General features: G+C 53.4%; 18 protein-coding genes and 1 pseudogene. 17 read left to right on the top strand and 2 right to left on the bottom strand.

All coding sequences use genetic code 11. From position 1 onward, the window contains the following. Positions 1-80: 80 nt before the first annotated feature. The 12 genes from cysD (at position 81) to rpoS (ending at position 9,955) form a co-directional block, all read left to right on the top strand. Positions 81-989, top strand: a complete 909-nt coding sequence (gene cysD / locus NNO02_RS13435; protein WP_137382749.1) for a sulfate adenylyltransferase subunit CysD — start codon at positions 81-83, stop codon at positions 987-989. Positions 990-998: 9 nt separating this feature from the next. After that, complete coding sequence (gene cysN, locus NNO02_RS13430) at positions 999-2,426, top strand: sulfate adenylyltransferase subunit CysN (protein ID WP_271455003.1); 1,428 nt, start codon at positions 999-1,001, stop codon at positions 2,424-2,426. Then, complete coding sequence (gene cysC, locus NNO02_RS13425; RefSeq protein WP_271455002.1) at positions 2,426-3,031, top strand: adenylyl-sulfate kinase; 606 nt, start codon at positions 2,426-2,428, stop codon at positions 3,029-3,031. The genes cysN and cysC overlap by 1 nt, the downstream gene beginning before the upstream one ends. Before the next feature lie 67 nt (positions 3,032-3,098). Next, the gene (locus NNO02_RS13420) at positions 3,099-3,422 is read left to right on the top strand and encodes a DUF3561 family protein (RefSeq protein ID WP_271442474.1); all 324 of its coding nucleotides are present in this window, start codon (positions 3,099-3,101) and stop codon (positions 3,420-3,422) included. 215 nt (positions 3,423-3,637) lie between these two features. Continuing rightward, positions 3,638-3,949 carry a cell division protein FtsB gene (gene ftsB, locus NNO02_RS13415; protein WP_003034163.1) on the top strand — a complete coding sequence of 104 codons (312 nt, stop codon included), beginning with the start codon at positions 3,638-3,640 and terminating at the stop codon, positions 3,947-3,949. Between the two features lie 18 nt (positions 3,950-3,967). Then, the gene (gene ispD, locus NNO02_RS13410) at positions 3,968-4,681 is read left to right on the top strand and encodes a 2-C-methyl-D-erythritol 4-phosphate cytidylyltransferase (RefSeq protein WP_271442475.1); all 714 of its coding nucleotides are present in this window, start codon (positions 3,968-3,970) and stop codon (positions 4,679-4,681) included. A 63-nt stretch (positions 4,682-4,744) separates the two neighbouring features. Then, positions 4,745-5,224, top strand: a complete 480-nt coding sequence (gene ispF, locus NNO02_RS13405; RefSeq protein ID WP_005130881.1) for a 2-C-methyl-D-erythritol 2,4-cyclodiphosphate synthase — start codon at positions 4,745-4,747, stop codon at positions 5,222-5,224. Further along, the gene (gene truD / locus NNO02_RS13400) at positions 5,221-6,270 is read left to right on the top strand and encodes a tRNA pseudouridine(13) synthase TruD (protein ID WP_271442476.1); all 1,050 of its coding nucleotides are present in this window, start codon (positions 5,221-5,223) and stop codon (positions 6,268-6,270) included. The genes ispF and truD overlap by 4 nt, the downstream gene beginning before the upstream one ends. Next, complete coding sequence (gene surE / locus NNO02_RS13395) at positions 6,251-7,012, top strand: 5'/3'-nucleotidase SurE (protein WP_202037906.1); 762 nt, start codon at positions 6,251-6,253, stop codon at positions 7,010-7,012. The genes truD and surE overlap by 20 nt, the downstream gene beginning before the upstream one ends. Then, positions 7,006-7,632, top strand: a complete 627-nt coding sequence (locus NNO02_RS13390; RefSeq protein ID WP_061068474.1) for a protein-L-isoaspartate(D-aspartate) O-methyltransferase — start codon at positions 7,006-7,008, stop codon at positions 7,630-7,632. Before surE ends, NNO02_RS13390 begins: the two co-directional genes overlap by 7 nt. Positions 7,633-7,818: 186 nt before the next feature. After that, complete coding sequence (nlpD, locus tag NNO02_RS13385; RefSeq protein ID WP_249357549.1) at positions 7,819-8,901, top strand: murein hydrolase activator NlpD; 1,083 nt, start codon at positions 7,819-7,821, stop codon at positions 8,899-8,901. Positions 8,902-8,962: 61 nt separating this feature from the next. Beyond that, the gene (rpoS, locus tag NNO02_RS13380; RefSeq protein ID WP_000081498.1) at positions 8,963-9,955 is read left to right on the top strand and encodes an RNA polymerase sigma factor RpoS; all 993 of its coding nucleotides are present in this window, start codon (positions 8,963-8,965) and stop codon (positions 9,953-9,955) included. A gap of 96 nt (positions 9,956-10,051) precedes the next feature. Here rpoS and NNO02_RS13375 read toward each other — a convergent pair whose 3' ends face one another. Beyond that, entirely contained in the window at positions 10,052-10,456 is a 405-nt protein-coding gene (locus NNO02_RS13375; RefSeq protein ID WP_271442477.1) for a MarR family winged helix-turn-helix transcriptional regulator, read from the bottom strand. Positions 10,457-10,615: 159 nt separating this feature from the next. Here NNO02_RS13375 and NNO02_RS13370 point away from each other — a divergent pair, with 159 nt between their 5' ends. The 4 genes from NNO02_RS13370 (at position 10,616) to NNO02_RS13355 (ending at position 13,376) form a co-directional block, all read left to right on the top strand. Beyond that, on the top strand, positions 10,616-11,209 hold the full coding sequence (locus tag NNO02_RS13370) for a non-oxidative hydroxyarylic acid decarboxylases subunit B (RefSeq protein WP_271442478.1): 594 nt from the start codon (positions 10,616-10,618) through the stop codon (positions 11,207-11,209). Continuing rightward, on the top strand, positions 11,209-12,636 hold the full coding sequence (locus tag NNO02_RS13365) for a non-oxidative hydroxyarylic acid decarboxylases subunit C (RefSeq protein ID WP_271449533.1): 1,428 nt from the start codon (positions 11,209-11,211) through the stop codon (positions 12,634-12,636). The genes NNO02_RS13370 and NNO02_RS13365 overlap by 1 nt, the downstream gene beginning before the upstream one ends. Positions 12,637-12,646: 10 nt before the next feature. After that, entirely contained in the window at positions 12,647-12,883 is a 237-nt protein-coding gene (locus NNO02_RS13360; RefSeq protein ID WP_271442480.1) for a non-oxidative hydroxyarylic acid decarboxylases subunit D, read from the top strand. A 340-nt stretch (positions 12,884-13,223) separates the two neighbouring features. Then, positions 13,224-13,376, top strand: a complete 153-nt coding sequence (locus NNO02_RS13355; protein WP_043017378.1) for a Hok/Gef family protein — start codon at positions 13,224-13,226, stop codon at positions 13,374-13,376. A gap of 120 nt (positions 13,377-13,496) precedes the next feature. Here the strand turns inward: NNO02_RS13355 and mutS are convergent, their stop codons facing one another. After that, on the bottom strand, positions 13,497-16,064 hold the full coding sequence (gene mutS / locus NNO02_RS13350; RefSeq protein WP_271455001.1) for a DNA mismatch repair protein MutS: 2,568 nt from the start codon (positions 16,062-16,064) through the stop codon (positions 13,497-13,499). Between the two features lie 146 nt (positions 16,065-16,210). Here mutS and NNO02_RS23760 point away from each other — a divergent pair. Then, a pseudogene (locus tag NNO02_RS23760) lies at positions 16,211-16,384 on the top strand (integrase); the annotation flags it as partial. Between the last annotated feature and the right edge of the window lie 151 nt (positions 16,385-16,535).

The raw sequence follows: 16,535 nt of genomic DNA, 5'->3' as shown, positions 1-16,535 counted from the left end.
TTCATTCGCTCTCTTGCCCTCCCTATAGTCAGGTTATCTGAACTTCGTTAGCAAAATAACGGCAATACATAGGAACGGTTATGGATCAAAAACGACTTACCCACCTGCGGCAACTGGAAGCGGAGAGCATCCATATCATTCGTGAGGTGGCCGCCGAGTTTTCGAATCCGGTGATGATGTATTCCATCGGCAAGGATTCCAGCGTAATGCTGCATCTGGCGCGCAAAGCGTTTTATCCTGGTTCACTGCCGTTTCCTCTGCTGCACGTTGATACCGGCTGGAAATTCAGCGAGATGTATGAGTTTCGTGACCGCACGGCAAAAGCCTACGGCTGCGAACTGCTGGTGCATAAAAACCCGGAAGGGGTGGCGATGGGGATAAATCCATTTGTCCACGGTAGCGCCAAGCATACCGACATTATGAAAACCGAGGGGTTGAAGCAGGCGCTGAACAAATACGGTTTTGACGCAGCATTCGGCGGCGCACGTCGTGACGAAGAGAAATCGCGTGCCAAAGAGCGTATTTACTCCTTCCGCGACCGCTTCCACCGCTGGGACCCGAAAAATCAGCGTCCGGAGCTGTGGCATAACTACAACGGCCAGATTAACAAAGGCGAAAGCATTCGCGTATTCCCCCTCTCTAACTGGACGGAACAGGATATCTGGCAGTACATCTGGCTGGAAAATATCGACATCGTGCCGCTGTACCTCGCCGCAGAGCGTCCGGTGCTTGAGCGCGACGGCATGTTGATGATGATTGATGACGACAGAATCGATCTGCAGCCTGGTGAGGTTATCAAAAAACGGATGGTGCGTTTCCGTACTCTCGGCTGCTGGCCACTCACTGGCGCAGTGGAGTCTAACGCGCAGACGCTACCGGAAATCATCGAAGAGATGCTGGTCTCAACCACCAGTGAACGTCAGGGCCGCGTGATTGACCGCGACCAGGCGGGCTCCATGGAGCTGAAGAAACGTCAGGGGTATTTCTAAGGAGCCGCCATGAACACGACACTTGCACAACAAATTGCTAATGAAGGCGGCGTTGAAGCCTGGATGATCGCCCAACAACACAAAAGCCTGCTGCGTTTTTTAACCTGCGGTAGCGTGGATGATGGGAAAAGTACCCTGATTGGGCGTCTGTTGCATGATACCCGACAGATCTACGAAGATCAGCTTTCATCGCTGCACAATGATAGTAAACGTCATGGTACGCAGGGCGAGAAGCTCGATCTGGCGCTGTTGGTTGATGGCTTGCAGGCCGAGCGCGAACAGGGCATCACTATTGACGTGGCCTACCGTTATTTTTCCACCGAAAAACGCAAATTTATCATTGCGGATACTCCCGGCCATGAGCAGTACACCCGCAATATGGCAACCGGTGCGTCGACCTGCGATCTGGCGATCCTGCTGATCGATGCACGTAAAGGCGTGTTGGATCAGACCCGCCGTCATAGCTTTATTTCTACGCTGTTGGGAATAAAACATCTGATCGTTGCGATCAACAAAATGGACCTTGTGGATTTTAGCGAAGAGACATTTAACCGCATTCGTGAAGATTATCTGACCTTTGCAGAGCAGTTGCCGGGCAACCTGGATATCCGTTTTGTACCGCTTTCAGCACTGGAAGGTGACAACGTGGCGTCGCAAAGTTTCAGCATGCCGTGGTACAGCGGTCCGACGCTGCTGGAAGTGCTTGAAACCGTTGAAATCCAGCGTGTTGTCGATACTCAGCCGATGCGATTCCCGGTGCAGTATGTGAACCGCCCAAATCTTGATTTTCGTGGTTATGCCGGAACACTGGCCTCCGGTAGCGTGAGGGTAGGACAACGCGTCAAAGTGTTACCGTCTGGCGTTGAGTCGAGCGTCGCCCGGATTGTCACGTTTGATGGCGATTTGCAGGAAGCGCATGCAGGTGAAGCCATTACCCTTGTGCTAAAAGATGAGATCGATATCAGTCGTGGTGACCTGCTGCTTGATGCCCAGGAAACGCTGCCGGCGGTGCAAAGCGCTGCCGTTGATGTGGTGTGGATGGCGGAGCAGGCACTGTCGCCAGGGCAGAGCTATGACATCAAAGTGGCGGGCAAGAAGACGCGTGCGCGTGTTGATAGTGTGGAGTATCAGGTTGATATCAATAACCTGACCCAGCGTGAAGTCGAAGCCTTACCGCTGAACGGTATTGGCCTGGTGAGATTGACGTTTGATGAACCGCTGGTGCTGGATACCTATCAGCATAATCCGGTCACGGGCGGCCTGATTATCATTGACCGTCTGACGAACGTCACCGTTGGGGCAGGACTGGTTCGCGAGCCGATCGTCCAGGAGCCGGCCACGGCATCCCAGTTCAGTGCGTTTGAACTGGAGCTCAATGCGCTGGTGCGTCGTCACTTCCCACACTGGGGTGCGCGCGATCTGCTGGGAGGAAAATAATGGCGCTGCATGACGAAAACGTCGTCTGGCATGCCCATCCTGTTACGCCACAACAGCGGGAGCAACACCACGGCCATCGTGGTGTTGTGCTGTGGTTTACCGGACTCTCTGGTTCGGGTAAATCCACGGTAGCGGGAGCGCTGGAAGAAGCGCTGCACAAGCAGGGGGTTAGTACTTATCTGCTGGATGGCGATAACGTGCGCCACGGTCTGTGCAGCGATCTCGGATTTAGCGATGCCGATCGCAAGGAGAATATTCGCCGGGTTGGGGAAGTGGCTAACCTGATGGTGGATGCGGGGCTGGTGGTACTGACTGCCTTTATTTCCCCTCATCGTGCTGAACGACAGATGGTTCGCGAACGTGTGGGTCATGGGCGTTTTATAGAGGTGTTTGTCGATACACCGCTGGCAACCTGTGAATCACGTGATCCAAAAGGACTATATAAAAAAGCGCGGGCGGGTGAGTTGCTCAATTTTACTGGAATTGACTCGGTATACGAAGCGCCTGAATCGCCAGAGATTCATCTGAATGGTGAACAATTAGTAACAAATTTGGTCTCTCAATTATTAGACCTGCTGAGGCAGGAAGATATTATCAGATCCTGAGACACCACCGGACTCCTCGCGATTTTAAAACAGGTACGCCCGGTCAGTCATGGTCACAGGATTAGATATGCGCAACAGCCATAACATTACTATCACAGAGTCAGAGACTTTCGCCGCCGACGACGAAACCACCTGGTCACTACCGGGTGCCGTTGTCGGTTTTGCGGCGTGGTTGCTGGCGCTGGGGTTCCCGTGCCTGATGTATGGCCCTAATACGCTGTTTTTCTTCCTTTATACCTGGCCTTTTTTCCTCGCGTTGCTGCCCGTCGCCATTGTGGCGGGTATTGCCCTGCATTCGCTTTTGAAGGGACGGCTGCTGCTAAGCGTTACGTTTACCCTGCTGGTGGTTGGGTCGATGTTTGGCGCATTGTTCCTGTGGCTGCTGGGCTAGGTTCTCTTCCCTTTTTCCATGGTGAGTGGTGCTGCATACCGGCAGCTCTAATTCAAACCGTAACCAACAATGAGATTATGTTCTCCTTACACGGGGTATACGTAACAACGGGCAAATGTGGTACATTTGCCCGCGTTGTCGCGGCATTCCCGCCCGCAGACGTAAAATCGTCGACGGAAGTTATGGGATGTTAATGCCGTTTTTCAGGGGGCAGGATGGGTAAACTAACGCTGCTGTTGCTGGCTTTATTGGTCTGGCTACAGTATTCGCTGTGGTTCGGTAAGAACGGCATACATGACTATAGTCGCGTCAACGATGATGTTGCTGCGCAGCAAGCTACAAACGCGAAACTTAAAGCGCGTAACGATCAGCTCTTTGCTGAAATTGATGATCTCAATGGCGGTCAGGAAGCTATCGAGGAACGCGCACGCAACGAACTCAGCATGACTAAGCCGGGCGAAACGTTTTATCGCCTGGTCCCTGACGCGTCTAAACGCGCACAGACCGCAGGGCAAAACAATCGATAAACCAGCCAAGGATTTAACATGGCAGCCACTTTATTGGACGTTTGCGCCGTGGTGCCGGCTGCCGGATTTGGCCGCCGAATGCAGACGGAGTGTCCTAAGCAGTACCTCTCAATTGGCAATAAAACCATTCTTGAACACTCGGTTGATGCGCTACTGGCGCATCCCCGGGTGACGCGTGTCGTCATCGCGATCAGTCCCGGCGACAGCCGCTTTGCCCAACTTCCACTTGCAGCGCATCCGCAAATTACCGTGGTGGATGGCGGCGATGAGCGTGCCGATTCTGTTCTTGCCGGTTTGCAAGCCGCTGGAGACGCTCAGTGGGTACTGGTGCATGATGCCGCGCGGCCATGTCTGCATCAGGATGATTTAGCCCGCTTACTGGCAATAAGTGAAACCAGCCGTATCGGCGGTATCCTGGCGGCCCCCGTACGCGACACCATGAAACGTGCGGAGCCTGGTAAGACCGAGATTGCTCATACGGTCGAACGTACTGATTTATGGCATGCGTTGACACCGCAGTATTTCCCACGCGAGCTGTTACACGATTGCCTGACCCGTGCGCTTAACGAAGGCGCAACCATTACGGATGAGGCTTCGGCACTGGAATATTGCGGCTTTCATCCGCTGCTGGTTGAAGGACGCGCTGACAACATTAAAGTCACCCGTCCGGAAGATCTGGCGCTGGCGGAATTTTATCTGACCCGAACAACCCCTACACAGCATCATTCATGATGTACCGAGGCGGCCAACACAAAGGCGGCTTGAAGGATGATGTGTCTATCAGGAGAATGCATAATGCGAATTGGACACGGTTTTGACGTACACGCCTTTGGCGGTGTTGGCCCAATTATCATTGGTGGTGTGCGCATCCCGTATGAAAAAGGACTGCTGGCGCATTCTGATGGCGATGTGGCGTTACATGCGCTAACCGATGCCCTGCTGGGTGCAGCGGCGTTGGGTGACATTGGTAAACTCTTCCCGGATACCGATGCAGCGTTCAAAGGTGCCGATAGCCGCGAGTTATTGCGTGAGGCCTGGCGGCGTATTCAGGCTAAAGGTTATACGCTTGGTAATGTGGATGTCACTATTATTGCCCAGGCACCGAAGATGCTGCCGCACATTCCGCAAATGCGGGTGTTTATTGCCGAGGATCTCGGCTGCCATATGGATGATGTTAACGTGAAAGCGACCACCACGGAAAAACTCGGTTTTACCGGGCGTGGGGAAGGGATTGCCTGTGAAGCGGTGGCGTTACTCATTAAGGCAACGAAATGACTGCGTTTGAAAATCTGACCTATCTCCATGGTAAACCACTTGGCCACGGAGTTCTGAAAGCAAACCCGGAAGACTTTGTCGTCGTCGAAGATTTAGGCTTCGAACCGGATGGCGAAGGCGAGCACGTTCTGGTGCGTATTCTGAAAAACGGTTGTAACACCCGTTTTGTGGCTGACGCGCTGGCCAAATTCCTTAAAATCCACGCCCGCGAAGTAAGCTTTGCCGGACAGAAAGATAAGCATGCTGTCACCGAGCAGTGGCTGTGCGCGCGCGTGCCGGGCAATGCAATGCCCGATTTAAGCAAATTTGAGCTGGAAGGCTGTAAAGTGCTGGAGTACGCCCGCCACAAGCGTAAGCTGCGTTTAGGCGCACTGAAAGGCAACGCTTTTACGCTGGTGTTGCGTGAAGTGAGCGAGCGTGATGATGTTGAAGCGCGTTTACAGGCGATTAGCGAGCGCGGCGTCCCGAACTATTTTGGTGCCCAACGTTTTGGTATCGGCGGCAGCAACCTGCAAGGTGCGCTGCGCTGGGCACAAAGCGATGCGCCGGTGCGCGATCGCAATAAACGCAGTTTTTGGTTGTCGGCAGCCCGTAGCGCGTTGTTTAATCAGATAGTCAATGAACGCTTGAAAAAAACAGACTTTAATCAAGTTGTTGACGGCGATGCGCTACAATTGTCGGGACGCGGAAGCTGGTTTGTCGCCACACGGGACGAACAGACCGAATTACAGCGTCGTGTTGATGAAAAAGAATTGATGGTAACAGCGGCACTACCGGGCTGCGGTGAGTGGGGTACTCAGCGCGATGCTCTGGCGTTTGAAGAGGCTGCTATTGCTGACGAAACCGCGCTACTGTCCCTGTTATTGCGCGAGAAAGTTGAGGCGTCGCGCCGCGCTATGTTGCTGTATCCACAACAATTAAGCTGGAACTGGTGGGATGACGTAACCGTTGAGTTGCGCTTCTGGCTACCGGCAGGTAGCTTCGCCACCAGTGTTGTAAGGGAACTTATTAACACAATGGGTGATTATGCGTATATTGCTGAGTAACGATGATGGGGTCCACGCACCCGGTATACAAACGCTGGCGAAAGCGCTGCGTGAGTTTGCTGACGTACAGGTGGTTGCCCCGGATCGTAACCGCAGTGGCGCGTCTAACTCGCTGACGCTGGAATCCTCGCTTCGCACTTTCACCTTTGATAATGGCGATATCGCCGTGCAAATGGGGACACCTACCGATTGCGTCTACCTGGGCGTGAACGCGTTAATGCGTCCGCGTCCGGACATTGTCGTTTCCGGGATTAATGCGGGTCCAAACCTGGGGGATGATGTCATCTACTCCGGTACCGTGGCGGCAGCAATGGAAGGTCGTCATCTCGGATTCCCTGCGCTGGCGGTCTCTCTCGATGGGCATAAACACTACGATACCGCTGCGGCGATAACCTGCCGGATTTTACGCGCGTTAAGCCGCGAACCGCTGCGCACCGGACGCATTCTGAATATCAACGTGCCGGATTTACCGCTGGATCAGATCAAAGGTATGCGGGTCACCCGCTGCGGCAGCCGTCATCCGGCGGATCAGGTGATCCCACAGCAGGACCCGCGTGGTAATACGCTGTATTGGATCGGGCCGCCGGGCGAGAAGTGCGATGCCGGTCCGGATACGGATTTTGCTGCCGTTGATGAAGGTTACGTTTCAATCACGCCACTGCATGTTGATTTAACCGCATACGGTGCGCATGAGGTTGTTTCTGACTGGTTAGACAGCGTGGGAGTCGACACGCAATGGTAAGCAGACGCGTACACACTCTCCTTGAACAATTACGTGCGCAGGGCATCAGAGATGAACATGTCCTGGATGCGCTCGCCGCCGTGCCGCGTGAAAAGTTCGTTGATGAGGCGTTTGAACATAAGGCCTGGGATAATATCGCCCTGCCGATTGGCCAGGGGCAGACCATCTCACAGCCCTATATGGTGGCTCGCATGACCGAGCTGCTGGAGCTAACGCCGCAATCCCGGGTACTGGAAATTGGTACTGGCTCTGGCTACCAGACGGCGATCCTGGCGCATCTGGTGCATCACGTGTGCTCTGTTGAGCGCATTAAAGGCTTGCAATGGCAGGCGCGTCGTCGCCTGAAGCAGCTTGATTTACATAATGTTTCGACCCGTCATGGTGATGGATGGCAAGGCTGGCAAGCTCGAGCGCCGTTTGACGCTATCATTGTGACGGCAGCACCGCCTGAGATCCCAACGGCATTGATGATGCAGTTAGATGAAGGCGGCATTCTCGTCTTGCCCGTGGGCGATGAGCACCAGTTTTTGAAACGGGTTCGTCGTCGGGGAGGCGAATTTATTATCGACACCGTGGAGGCTGTACGCTTTGTTCCCTTAGTCAAAGGGGAGTTAGCGTAGCTAACGCTGCTGAATACCTGGAGTTTTCCTGGATATTCTGGAATTAGTAAGCGTATCGTGGTCACGTTTTCCAGTGTCCAGTCCGATGCCTTGCACGGTGATTACGTCACTGGGTATTAACCAAATTTTCCTGGGGGATAAATGAGCGCGGGAAGCCACAAATTTACCGTTCGCCGTATTGCGGCATTGTCACTGGTTTCATTATGGCTGGCAGGTTGTTCAAACACCTCGAATCCACCAGCGCCGGTCAGCTCTGTTGGCGGCAACTCATCATCGAACACCAGCTCCGGTATGCTGATTACGCCTCCACCAAAAATGGGATCAACGGCGACAGTACAACAAACGCCACAGATCCAACCGGTGCAACGCCCGGCGACTCAGCCTACACAGGTTCAGCCGGTTGCAGAACAGCCTGTCCAGATGGAAAACGGGCGGATTGTGTACAATCGTCAGTATGGGAATATTCCGAAAGGTAGCTATACGGGTGGCAGTACCTATACTGTTAAGAAAGGCGACACGCTTTTCTATATTGCCTGGATTACCGGGAACGATTTCCGTGACCTCGCACAACGCAATAACGTTCCGGCCCCGTATGGCCTGAATGTCGGACAAACTCTGCAAGTGGGCAACGCGTCGGGTGCACCGATTACCGGTGGAAATGCCATCACCCAGGCGGATGCAGCACAGCAAGGAGTTGTGACCAACCCTGCACAAAATTCCACCGTTGCTGTTGCTTCGAAACCAACAATTACGTATTCTGAGGATTCAGGTGAACAAAGTGCTAACAAAATGTTGCCGAACAACAAGCCTGCTGGGACCGTCGTCACAGCGCCTGTAACGGCTCCGGCAGTTAGTGCAACCGAATCGACTGCAAGCTCAACTTCTACCAGTTCGCCGATCTCTACCTGGCGCTGGCCGACTGACGGCAAAGTGATCGAAAACTTCGCAGCTACCGAAGGTGGCAATAAAGGGATCGACATTGCAGGCAGCAAAGGACAGGCTATTGTCGCGACCGCAGATGGACGCGTCGTGTATGCCGGTAACGCGCTGCGTGGATACGGTAATCTTATTATCATCAAACACAACGATGATTACCTGAGTGCCTACGCCCATAACGATACAATGCTGGTCCGGGAACAACAAGAAATCAAGGCGGGGCAGAAGATAGCTACCATGGGTAGCACCGGAACCAGTTCTACACGCTTGCATTTTGAAATTCGTTACAAGGGGAAATCCGTAAACCCGCTGCGCTATTTACCGCAGCGATAATTCGGCGGAACCAGGCTTTCACGTGCTAGTTCCGTTAGGGATCACGGGTAGGAGCCACCTTATGAGTCAGAATACGCTGAAAGTTCATGATTTAAATGAAGATGCGGAATTTGATGAGAACGGAGTAGAGGCTTTTGATGAGAAAGCCTTGAGTGAAGAGGAACCCAGTGATAACGACCTGGCTGAAGAAGAGCTGTTATCGCAGGGGGCCACACAGCGTGTGTTGGACGCGACTCAGCTTTACCTTGGTGAGATTGGTTATTCGCCACTGTTAACAGCCGAAGAAGAAGTTTATTTTGCGCGTCGCGCACTGCGTGGAGATGTCGCTTCTCGCCGCCGCATGATTGAAAGTAACCTGCGTCTGGTGGTGAAAATTGCTCGTCGTTATGGCAATCGTGGTCTGGCATTGCTGGACTTGATTGAAGAGGGCAATCTGGGGCTTATCCGTGCCGTCGAGAAGTTTGACCCTGAGCGCGGGTTCCGCTTCTCAACATACGCAACCTGGTGGATCCGCCAGACGATCGAACGGGCGATTATGAATCAAACCCGAACGATCCGACTGCCGATTCACATTGTAAAAGAGCTGAACGTCTATCTGCGTACTGCGCGTGAGTTGTCGCATAAACTGGACCACGAACCGAGCGCAGAAGAGATTGCGGAACAACTGGATAAACCGGTTGATGACGTCAGCCGTATGCTCCGACTCAACGAGCGCATTACCTCGGTAGACACCCCGCTGGGTGGCGATTCCGAAAAAGCGTTGCTGGATATTCTGGCCGACGAAAAGGAAAACGGTCCGGAAGACACCACGCAAGACGATGATATGAAACAGAGCATCGTCAAATGGCTGTTCGAACTGAACGCCAAACAGCGTGAGGTGCTGGCACGTCGTTTTGGTTTGCTGGGGTACGAAGCTGCGACACTGGAAGATGTGGGCCGTGAAATTGGCCTGACCCGTGAACGTGTTCGCCAGATTCAGGTTGAAGGTCTGCGTCGTCTGCGTGAAATCCTGCAGACGCAGGGGCTGAATATCGAAGCGCTGTTCCGCGAGTAAGCACAAGTTCTATCAAGAAAGGCCAGTCTCATTGGGACTGGCCTTTTTCTTTAGCGGATATGCAGGCCAGATAAGGCGGAGCCGCTATCCGGGACATTACCCCATCATTTTACGCACCAGATACGTAAACTGCTCGCGTTCTTGCGCGCTAAGCCGCCCGAGAAACTCATTATCTATACCGTCTCCCAGCAGTGTCACATGGGTAAGCAATGTATCACCCTCTGGCGTGAGATAGACAAATCGTCTGCGCTTATCTGTCGGATCGTGCTCGCGTTTTACCAGCCCTCGACTCTCCATCCGGCTCAGCATTTCCGCAAGCGTAGCTTTCGTGCTCACCGCGGCCTCTGTTAAGTCAACTTGCTCGATACCAGGACGTTCAGCAATGGCCCGCATCACTGCGTACTGAGGTTTAGTCAGTTCCGGTAACGCATGCTGCCAGCGAGCCGTATGCTTTTGAAAAAGCTGGCGTAGTAAATGAAACGCGGTATTACGTAACTCCATGGGAACTCCGGGCAAACGATCGGTCTCTATCATAGCGGGTAACGCGCACTTTTTTAACAAGCGCGACTTTAGCTATCTGTGCCAGGTGTCCTTGCCCGGAGTCGGTTGTGGGAGTATGTTAAGCAAAATGTTCGTACACGAACAATATTGAGAGGTTGAATGAGACTCATCGTAGGAATGACCGGGGCAACAGGAGCACCGCTTGGTGTGGCGTTGCTACAGGCGCTGCGGCAAATGCCGGAAGTGGAAACGCATCTGGTGTTATCGAAGTGGGCGAAAACGACCATTGAGCTGGAAACGCCGTACAGCGTTCACGATGTGTCTGCGCTGGCGGACTACTGCCACCATCCGGCGGACCAGGCGGCGAGTATCTCCTCCGGCTCGTTTCGGACCGACGGCATGATTGTTATCCCCTGTAGCATGAAAACGCTGGCCGGTATTCGGGCTGGGTATGCGGACGGACTGGTGGGGCGTGCTGCTGATGTGGTGCTAAAAGAAGGGCGCAAGCTGGTGCTGGTTCCGCGTGAAATGCCGCTGAGCACCATTCATCTGGAAAATATGCTCGCACTTTCCCGTATGGGCGTCGCAATGGTTCCGCCGATGCCCGCGTTTTATAACCATCCGCAAACGGTCGATGACATTACGCAGCATATTGTTGCTCGCGTTCTCGATCAGTTTGGTCTGGAACACCCAAACGCCCGTCGCTGGCAGGGATTACGGCAGGCACAGAATTTTTCACAGGAGAATGAGTAATGGCATTTGATGATTTGCGCAGCTTTTTGCAAGCGCTGGACGACCAGGGACAATTGCTGAAAATCAGTGAAGAAGTGAACGCCGAACCGGATTTAGCGGCTGCTGCCAATGCCACCGGGCGTATTGGTGACGGCGCGCCTGCGCTGTGGTTTGACAATATTCGTGGATTTACCGATGCCCGAGTGGCGATGAACACTATCGGCTCATGGCAGAACCACGCAATCTCGTTGGGTTTACCACCGAATACGCCGGTGAAAAAACAGATCGATGAATTTATTCGCCGCTGGGATAAATTTCCGGTTGCACCAGAACGTCGCGCCAATCCGGCGTGGGCGGAAAACAGCGTCGACGGCGATGATATTAACCTGTTTGATATTCTGCCGCTGTTTCGTCTGAACGATGGCGACGGTGGTTTCTACCTTGATAAAGCCTGCGTGGTTTCACGCGATCCGCTGGATGTCGATAATTTCGGTAAGCAGAACGTCGGTATTTACCGTATGGAAGTAAAAGGCAAGCGTAAGCTGGGCCTGCAACCGGTGCCGATGCACGATATCGCGCTGCACCTGCATAAAGCGGAAGAACGCGGCGAGGATCTGCCAATTGCGATCACCCTTGGCAACGATCCGATCATCACTCTGATGGGGGCGACGCCGCTGAAGTACGATCAGTCTGAATACGAAATGGCGGGGGCGCTGCGTGAAAGCCCGTACCCGATCGCCACCGCGCCGCTCACTGGTTTTGACGTACCGTGGGGGTCTGAAGTGATCCTTGAAGGGGTCATCGAAAGTCGCAAGCGTGAAATAGAAGGGCCATTTGGTGAATTTACCGGTCACTACTCTGGCGGGCGCAACATGACCGTGGTGCGCATTGATAAAGTGTCTTACCGTACGAAGCCGATTTTTGAATCACTCTATCTCGGCATGCCGTGGACGGAGATCGATTACCTGATGGGGCCGGCGACTTGTGTGCCGTTGTACCAGCAACTGAAAGCAGAATTCCCTGAAGTGCAGGCGGTTAACGCCATGTATACCCACGGTTTGCTGGCGATTATCTCCACCAAAAAACGCTACGGCGGCTTTGCCCGTGCTGTGGGGTTGCGGGCGATGACGACGCCGCATGGCCTGGGCTATGTGAAGATGGTGATTATGGTTGATGAGGATGTTGATCCGTTCAACTTACCGCAGGTGATGTGGGCGCTGTCGTCGAAGGTTAACCCTGCGGGCGATCTGGTGCAGTTGCCGAATATGTCAGTACTGGAACTGGACCCAGGCTCCAGCCCGGCAGGTATCACTGACAAGCTGATTATTGATGCCACTACTCCGGTTGCCCCGGATAACCGTGGCCATTACAGCCAGCCGGTATGTGATTTACCTGAGACTCAAGCCTGGGCTGAAAAGCTGACCGCCATGTTGGCCAACCGTAAATAAGGAGATGCAGATGATTTGTCCACGTTGTGCTGATGAACACATAGAATTGATGGCGGTCTCGCCGGTGAAAGGTGTCTGGACGGTATATCAGTGTCAGCATTGTCTGTACACCTGGCGTGATACCGAACCGCTACGTCGTACCAGCCGTGAGCACTACCCGCAGGCGTTTCGCATGACGCAGAAGGATATTGATGAAGCACCGATGGTGCCAAGTATTCCACCGCTGCTGGCAGAAGATAAGCGCTAATCAACATTGCTGGGTGCGGCTTCGCCTTACCCGGCCTACACATAGCGGTATTTTGTAGGCCCGACAAGCAAAGCGTCATCGGGCAGAACATACCAATATTAAGCCTCGGAATATCCGGGGCTTGTTATTTTGCGAGCAGGCTCGTAGCAAATGGCTTAATTTGTTCGAGGAGATGACACCTGGAATAGAATAGCTGCGGGTGCTTGAGGCTTTCTGAGCTTTGAGCATTTGCAAGGTCCCGGAAAGACAAAAGCCCCAGGAGATAGTTCTATCAACCTGAGGCTAACGTACAAACCTAGACCATTTGGATGTTAGTCTCTTCTTTGCAGGGAGGCAAGACATGCTGACAAAATATGCCCTGGTGGCAATTGTAGTGCTGTGTTTCACGGTGCTGGGATTTACGTTAATGGTACGAGATTCGCTGTGCGAGTTAAGTATCAAAGAGCGTAATATGGAGTTTAAAGCTGTTCTCGCTTACGAACCGAAGAAGTAGCAACAACGCGGGGGAAACCCCGCGTCTTGATGGCCTGGTTTTGTCCTCTCGCACCCATTCCCGAAGTGCGCGCCAGTTGTTGCAGGCCCGATAAGCAAAGCGCCATCGGGCATTACAACGTTACACCAGACTCTTCAACCGATAGATCCACTCCAGCGCCTGGCGCGGTGTCAGCGAATCCGGGTCAATATTCTCCAGTGCTTCAACGGCTGGTGATGTCTCTTCCGGGGTACTGAGCAGTGACATTTGCGTGCCATCAACCTGCGTTGCCGCTGCGTTTGGCGTGATGCTTTCCAGCTCGCGCAGTTTTTGCCGTGCGCGTTTGATAACCTCTTTCGGAACGCCAGCCAGTGCCGCGACCGCCAGACCATAGCTCTTACTTGCCGCGCCATCCTGTACGCTGTGCATAAAGGCGATGGTATCGCCATGCTCTAACGCATCCAGATGTACGTTCGCTACGCCTTCCATTTTTTCCGGTAACTGAGTCAGCTCGAAGTAGTGGGTAGCAAACAACGTGAGTGCTTTGATTTTATTCGCCAGATTTTCAGCACAAGCCCAGGCCAGAGATAAACCGTCATAGGTAGAGGTCCCGCGTCCAATTTCATCCATTAGCACCAGGCTGTTCTCAGTGGCGTTATGCAGAATATTGGCCGTTTCGGTCATTTCTACCATGAAGGTTGAACGACCGGAGGCGAGGTCATCCGCCGCGCCCACACGGGTAAAGATACGGTCGATTGGACCTATTTCTACCTTTTGTGCCGGCACATAGCTGCCGATGTAGGCCAGCAATGCAATCAGCGCGGTCTGGCGCATATAGGTGCTTTTACCACCCATATTTGGCCCGGTGATAATCAGCATCCGCCGCTGCGGGGAAAGGCTAAGTGGGTTGGCGATAAACGGCTCGCTCAACACTTGTTCCACCACCGGATGGCGACCCTCGGTAATACGGATACCGGGCTTATCGCTGAATGTCGGGCAGGTGTAGTTCAGGGTATACGCGCGTTCGGCCAGGTTGACCAGCACGTCCAGCTCTGCCAGTGCGCTGGCGCTCTGCTGTAAATCCGCCAGATGCGGCAACAGCATGTCGAACAGCTCGTCATACAGCTGTTTTTCCAGTGCCAGCGCTTTACCTTTTGAGGTCAGAACTTTGTCTTCGTACTCTTTCAGCTCAGGAATAATGTAGCGTTCGGCATTTTTCAGCGTCTGACGGCGCACATAGTTAATCGGTGCCAGGTGGCTCTGCCCACGACTGATCTGAATGTAGTAACCGTGGACGGCGTTAAATCCAACTTTCAATGTGTCCAGGCCGGTGCGCTCGCGCTCGCGGATCTCCAGTCTGTCCAGATAATCAGTTGCGCCATCAGCCAGCGCTCGCCATTCGTCCAGCTCTTCGTTATAGCCCGGTGCGATAACGCCACCATCGCGTACCAGCACTGGCGGGGCATCAACCACGGCACGCTCCAGCAGTTCACGCAGTTCCGTGAACTCGCCCATTTTTTCGCGCAGCATCTGTACGGGGGCGCTGTTTACGTTTTCCAGTTGAGCGCGCAGTTCCGGTAATTGCTGGAAGGCGTGACGCATACGCGCCAGATCGCGTGGACGCGCGGTACGCAGTGCCAGACGTGCCAGAATACGTTCCAGATCGCCCACCTGGCGTAACACTGGCTGTAACTCACTGGTGGAATCCTGCAGTGCACCGATCGTCTGTTGGCGCTCGATCAGTATCTGCGTATCGCGCACCGGCATATGCAGCCAGCGTTTGAGCATACGGCTACCCATCGGCGTCACGGTGCAATCGAGCACCGATGCCAGCGTATTTTCTACGCCACCGGCCAGGTTCTGGGTAATTTCCAGATTGCGGCGCGTGGCGGCATCCATAATGATGCTGTCCTGCTGGCGTTCCATGGTGATGGAGCGAATATGCGGCAGTGAGGTGCGCTGGGTATCTTTTACATATTGCAGCAGGCAGCCGGCAGCACATAATCCACGCGGTGCGTTTTCTACACCAAAGCCGATCAGATCCCGTGTACCAAACTGCAGGTTTAACTGCTGGCGGGCGGTATCAATTTCAAATTCCCACAGTGGACGGCGACGCAGGCCACGACGGCCCTCAATCAGCGACGTTTCTGCGAAATCCTCGGCATACAGCAATTCGGCAGGGTTGGTGCGCTGCAGTTCCGCAGCCATCGTCTCACGGTCTGCGGGTTCACTGACGCGAAAACGCCCAGAGCTGATGTCCAGTGTGGCGTAGCCAAAGCCTTTACTGTCCTGCCAGACAGCGGCCAGCAGGTTGTCCTGACGTTCCTGTAACAGTGCTTCATCGCTGATGGTACCTGGCGTGACGATGCGTACCACTTTGCGTTCAACCGGCCCTTTGCTGGTCGCCGGATCGCCAATCTGCTCACAAATAGCGACAGATTCCCCCTGATTGACCAGCTTAGCGAGGTAGTTTTCCACCGCATGATGAGGAATGCCCGCCATCGGGATTGGCTCGCCCGCAGACGCGCCGCGTTTGGTCAGCGAGATATCGAGCAGCTGCGACGCACGTTTCGCGTCGTCATAAAACAGTTCGTAAAAGTCGCCCATGCGGTAAAACAGTAATATTTCCGGATGCTGGGCTTTCAGCTTGAGATACTGCTGCATCATGGGCGTGTGGTTCGTGAAGTCCGTATCAAGTGACTCTTTCATATCGCTTTTGCTCTTTTTTTAATCTTTTTGGGGACCTGGGCAGTCTCACGTGAGACCCTGGAAACTCACATAAACCCACAAATTTGTATACCAGAAGTGTGCTATCTACTATCTGGTATGCACACTTGAACTACTTGTCTGGATTGATGAAAATGACGCTCCATCAATCTATTATAATCAATAAGTTACCTACCAGCAGCAAACCTGAACTCGACACAGTTGGAAAAGTTCTCTATTTACTCAACCCTGGATGAAAAGCCTATCTTATCACCGACAACCACCGCGATTCACCCGTTGGATTTTGTGTCAAAATCAGGGCCGCTACACCGAGAGTAGCATTACATGAATATGAGCAGGGTTGTTGGTTTCGATACTGCCAAATCTGTTTTTCGGGTCTGCAGCTGGTTGACGATATTTAGTCGCTACTCGTGTCTATTATGCTCAATGTATATTCTATCGTTATATATATTG

This window comes from Citrobacter sp. Awk 2, from assembly GCF_028069815.1.
Taxonomy (GTDB): Bacteria; Pseudomonadota; Gammaproteobacteria; order Enterobacterales; family Enterobacteriaceae; genus Citrobacter.
Note: the sequence above shows the minus strand (reverse complement) of the source record. Positions and strands in the feature narration are given on the sequence as shown.

What these genes read in the sequence shown, in the direction of transcription:
- NNO02_RS13370 (WP_271442478.1), top strand. Translation starts at nt 10,616, where the DNA reads ATGAGACTCATCGTAGGAATGACCGGGGCAACAGGAGCACCGCTTGGT.
- surE (WP_202037906.1), top strand. Translation starts at nt 6,251, where the DNA reads ATGCGTATATTGCTGAGTAACGATGATGGGGTCCACGCACCCGGTATA.
- NNO02_RS13375 (WP_271442477.1), bottom strand. Translation starts at nt 10,456, where the DNA reads ATGGAGTTACGTAATACCGCGTTTCATTTACTACGCCAGCTTTTTCAA.
- mutS (WP_271455001.1), bottom strand. Translation starts at nt 16,064, where the DNA reads ATGAAAGAGTCACTTGATACGGACTTCACGAACCACACGCCCATGATG.
- ispF (WP_005130881.1), top strand. Translation starts at nt 4,745, where the DNA reads ATGCGAATTGGACACGGTTTTGACGTACACGCCTTTGGCGGTGTTGGC.
- NNO02_RS13365 (WP_271449533.1), top strand. Translation starts at nt 11,209, where the DNA reads ATGGCATTTGATGATTTGCGCAGCTTTTTGCAAGCGCTGGACGACCAG.
- rpoS (WP_000081498.1), top strand. Translation starts at nt 8,963, where the DNA reads ATGAGTCAGAATACGCTGAAAGTTCATGATTTAAATGAAGATGCGGAA.
- cysC (WP_271455002.1), top strand. Translation starts at nt 2,426, where the DNA reads ATGGCGCTGCATGACGAAAACGTCGTCTGGCATGCCCATCCTGTTACG.
- truD (WP_271442476.1), top strand. Translation starts at nt 5,221, where the DNA reads ATGACTGCGTTTGAAAATCTGACCTATCTCCATGGTAAACCACTTGGC.
- cysN (WP_271455003.1), top strand. Translation starts at nt 999, where the DNA reads ATGAACACGACACTTGCACAACAAATTGCTAATGAAGGCGGCGTTGAA.
- NNO02_RS13390 (WP_061068474.1), top strand. Translation starts at nt 7,006, where the DNA reads ATGGTAAGCAGACGCGTACACACTCTCCTTGAACAATTACGTGCGCAG.
- ftsB (WP_003034163.1), top strand. Translation starts at nt 3,638, where the DNA reads ATGGGTAAACTAACGCTGCTGTTGCTGGCTTTATTGGTCTGGCTACAG.
- cysD (WP_137382749.1), top strand. Translation starts at nt 81, where the DNA reads ATGGATCAAAAACGACTTACCCACCTGCGGCAACTGGAAGCGGAGAGC.
- NNO02_RS13360 (WP_271442480.1), top strand. Translation starts at nt 12,647, where the DNA reads ATGATTTGTCCACGTTGTGCTGATGAACACATAGAATTGATGGCGGTC.
- NNO02_RS13355 (WP_043017378.1), top strand. Translation starts at nt 13,224, where the DNA reads ATGCTGACAAAATATGCCCTGGTGGCAATTGTAGTGCTGTGTTTCACG.
- NNO02_RS13420 (WP_271442474.1), top strand. Translation starts at nt 3,099, where the DNA reads ATGCGCAACAGCCATAACATTACTATCACAGAGTCAGAGACTTTCGCC.
- ispD (WP_271442475.1), top strand. Translation starts at nt 3,968, where the DNA reads ATGGCAGCCACTTTATTGGACGTTTGCGCCGTGGTGCCGGCTGCCGGA.